Genomic DNA, 3,387 nt, shown 5'->3' with positions numbered 1-3,387 from the left:
AAAGGATTAGTTCTGGTTGATGATGTTTTAAACTCAGGAACCACATTAATCTATGCTGTTCGTCATTTCTTAGACGTTCCGCTTAAAAAATTCAAAACAGCTGTACTTGTTGACAGAAATCATAAAAAATATCCAGTAAAAGCAGATTTTAAAGGAATCTCGCTTTCAACTTCTTTATTAGAGCATGTTCAAGTAGTTTTCAATTCAGAAAATGGCGATTATGCTTCTTTAAGCTAATATTTCTAAAATATCCTGAACCGTTTCTTCGACAGATTTATCATCAACTGAAACTTTATGTTTTGCTTGATTGTAATAATAACTTCTGTCGAATAAATGTTTCGCGATAAACTCTTTCATTTCTTCCTCATTCATATTAGCAATCAAAGGGCGTTTGCTTTTGTTATGCACCAATCTATTATATAAGGTATCAATTGATGCTTTTAAATATATAGAAGTAACATCGTCTCCTTTTAACAATTCATGATTATTAGCATAACATGGAGTACCTCCTCCAAGACCTATAATATTATTATCTGAAGATTCTAGTAATTCGACGAACATTTGGTGCTCTAATTTTCGAAAATGCACTTCTCCATGCTTCTCAAAAATCTCATTTATGGATAAATTTGTTCTTTCTTCGATGCATTTATCTAAATCTAAGAACGGAATATTTGTAATTTTTGACAAATTTTGGGCAATAGTAGACTTTCCGCAGCCCATATAACCTAACAACACAATTTTTTTCATATTAATAAAACCTTATAAACTAAGCATTTGAGAATTTTTCTAAAAAAAAGACAAATTTATGATAAAATAGCTTGGAAACTTCAAAAAAAACTCCTTATATTTGCACCCGCATTCAAGAAATTAAATGACTCGATAGCTCAGTCGGTAGAGCACATCACTTTTAATGATGGGGTCCTGGGTTCGAGCCCCAGTCGGGTCACAAATTTTGTGATTAACAAATTAAATTTCTTGAAAGCAATGACTCGATAGCTCAGTCGGTAGAGCACATCACTTTTAATGATGGGGTCCTGGGTTCGAGCCCCAGTCGGGTCACAAAGGTCGGGTAATTTATTTTACTCGACCTTTTTCTTTTTAGGCCATGTGGAGAAACGGTAGACTCGCCATCTTGAGGGGGTGGTGCTCGTAAGGGCGTGAGGGTTCAAATCCCTCCATGGTCACTTAAAGCGGAAATCTTTAAATAAAGATTTCCGCTTTTTTTATTTCAAAACTTCCTTTAAAAACTTCCTTCAAAATCGATTATATTTACATTACTACAAACCAAAAATTACAATAATCGAAATAAATATTATGAAGCCAACACCAGTATTATATCTCATACTATTTTTCATTCTATATTCTTGTCAGACAAATAATGATAAAAAACTACAAAAAGATATTCTTGGAGAATGGATCTACATTAAGACAGATGATCAGCGAAAACCACAGACAAATAATAACCATAATATTCCTCCACCTCCTCCTCCATTTGGTTCGCACAAAGAGGGATATGCTTTTTTAGAAAACAATATAGCCGAATATAAATCTGGTTATTTTAAAATGATTAAAGCTCAAGAAAGAGAAAATAGAAAGACTTATTTTTTAGGTACTGAAACTAAATATAAAATCGAAAATGATAGTCTGAAAATTTTTGATTTAGAAAGCAAAACCTGGAAAAATCAGAAAATAGAATCTATTCTTGGAGATACATTAACAACAAAAATAGATGATAGTATCTTTGCAAAATACGCAAGAACAAAGTACAAGATTAATCCAGATGAGAATTACGATCAAATTATCCTTTCTTCTTCAGGTTGTTATGGTTCTTGTCCTGTTTTAAATATAAGTATTGACAATAATGGCAATATCATCTATTTTGGCCAACATTACAACACACAAAATGGCTTTTATAAATCTCAAATCACCAAGAGTCAGTATCAAAAAATCCAAACCAATCTTAAAAAAGCAGACATAATGAATCTTAAAGATAATTATGAAGGAAGCTGGACAGATGACGAAACTATTACAGTAACATTTGTAAAAAACAATAAAATCGTGAAGTCGATTAGTGATTACGGAAGACAATCCCCGGCCACTTTCGTTTGGGCTTACACTCCTATTCGATATTTATACCAACAAATAAAACTGTCTCCTTTAAAAACAGAAGAACTTTTATTTCCGATACGGCGAATCAGTTTCAAAAAAGGAAACCAAATTTGTGATTTGACAAAATCTGAAAGCTATTATTTATTCACAGAAATTTTCAAAGCCAAACAAACAAACGACACATTTGAGTACAAATACTATATTGAATTTTGGGATGATGAAGACAGAAAAGAAATAGTTCATACCGATGGGAGATATTTTAAATTTAAAAACAAAACTATCGACATCGGATACAACTTTTTAACAGCAAATAATTTCACTACAAAATTTAGATTGCAAGACAAATACGATTAAAATCTATCATCATTTTTATTCACTTAAAAACAATAAATTTTATTCCACTATAAAACAACATCTTACCGATCTTTCTAAACTTTATTTCAAAATTCATTCAAAAAAGACTTGTGAAGCTAAATAAAGTCCTTATATTTGCACCCTCATTGAAGAAATGAAGACTCGATAGCTCAGTCGGTAGAGCACATCACTTTTAATGATGGGGTCCTGGGTTCGAGCCCCAGTCGGGTCACAAAAGGTCAAGTAATTATTTTACTTGGCCTTTTTTTTTGTTTTCCCCTATTCCAATCCTAAAAAGTAGATTTAAAAAATCTTTTAATTTCTCTAACTGAATTGCCTCATTTTTTGCGCATAATAAAAAAAGAAATTCTCTTACAAAATAAAAACTTTCTTAAATTCGTCTTGAAATAATTAAATCACTAATCCCAAATTAGTTTTATGAAAAACCTACTATTCGCATCACTTATGATGATGACCTGCTCTATCTGGGCACAATCTGCAACGGGCTATTTTGACAAAGCCATGAAAAAAGCTGAAGCCGGCAACACAAAAGGCGCAATTGCCGATTACAACAAAGCGATTCAAATGAGCCCTAAATTTGTTGAAGCTTATCAGAATCGCGGTGTCGCAAAATTCAAACTAAACGATCTCAAAGGAGCTCAAGCCGATTTTAGCAAAACAATTGAGCTAGACAACATGAATGCCGATGCTTTTACTGGTAGAGCCAATGTTAACTACAAACTACAAAAGTATCAAGAAACAATTGATGACTGCACCTCTTCATTAGGCTTAAATCCAAAAGATTACATTGCTTATAATCTAAGAGGCTTAGCATATAGCAGCATTGGCGATAAAAAAAAGTCATGCGAAGATTTTACAAAAGCAATTGAATTAGGAAGTCAGAGCGCTGCAAAAAACAGAGCA

The 3,387-nt window shown here is 32.4% G+C and carries 4 protein-coding genes and 4 tRNA genes; 7 read left to right on the top strand and 1 reads right to left on the bottom strand.

The window, feature by feature from the left end; genetic code table 11:
• Nucleotides 1–237 (top strand): phosphoribosyltransferase family protein (locus tag B3J44_RS05615; protein WP_286966677.1); only part of this gene is annotated, 237 nt, incomplete at its 5' end.
• Here B3J44_RS05615 and B3J44_RS05610 read toward each other — a convergent pair.
• Nucleotides 229–747 (bottom strand): shikimate kinase, encoded by a 519-nt coding sequence (locus tag B3J44_RS05610; RefSeq protein ID WP_286966676.1) that lies wholly within the window; start codon nucleotides 745–747, stop codon nucleotides 229–231. The genes B3J44_RS05615 and B3J44_RS05610 overlap by 9 nt on opposite strands.
• A 126-nt stretch (nucleotides 748–873) precedes the next feature.
• Here B3J44_RS05610 and B3J44_RS05605 point away from each other — a divergent pair.
• The 6 genes from B3J44_RS05605 to B3J44_RS05580 all read left to right on the top strand — a co-directional run.
• A tRNA-Lys gene (locus B3J44_RS05605) sits at nucleotides 874–946 on the top strand.
• A gap of 40 nt (nucleotides 947–986) precedes the next feature.
• Nucleotides 987–1,059: transfer RNA gene (locus B3J44_RS05600), tRNA-Lys, on the top strand.
• Between the two features lie 42 nt (nucleotides 1,060–1,101).
• Nucleotides 1,102–1,184, top strand: a tRNA-Leu gene (locus tag B3J44_RS05595).
• 130 nt (nucleotides 1,185–1,314) lie between these two features.
• Complete coding sequence (locus B3J44_RS05590; RefSeq protein WP_286966673.1) at nucleotides 1,315–2,463, top strand: DUF6438 domain-containing protein; 1,149 nt, start codon at nucleotides 1,315–1,317, stop codon at nucleotides 2,461–2,463.
• Between the two features lie 159 nt (nucleotides 2,464–2,622).
• Nucleotides 2,623–2,695: transfer RNA gene (locus B3J44_RS05585), tRNA-Lys, on the top strand.
• A 206-nt stretch (nucleotides 2,696–2,901) separates the two neighbouring features.
• Nucleotides 2,902–3,387, top strand: a 486-nt coding sequence (locus B3J44_RS05580) for a tetratricopeptide repeat protein (protein ID WP_286966671.1), incomplete at its 3' end; no start/stop codon positions are given.

The organism is Flavobacterium sp. UBA4854 (assembly GCF_002399805.1).
Lineage (GTDB): Bacteria > Bacteroidota > Bacteroidia > Flavobacteriales > Flavobacteriaceae > Flavobacterium > Flavobacterium ginsengisoli.
Note: the sequence above shows the minus strand (reverse complement) of the source record. Positions and strands in the feature narration are given on the sequence as shown.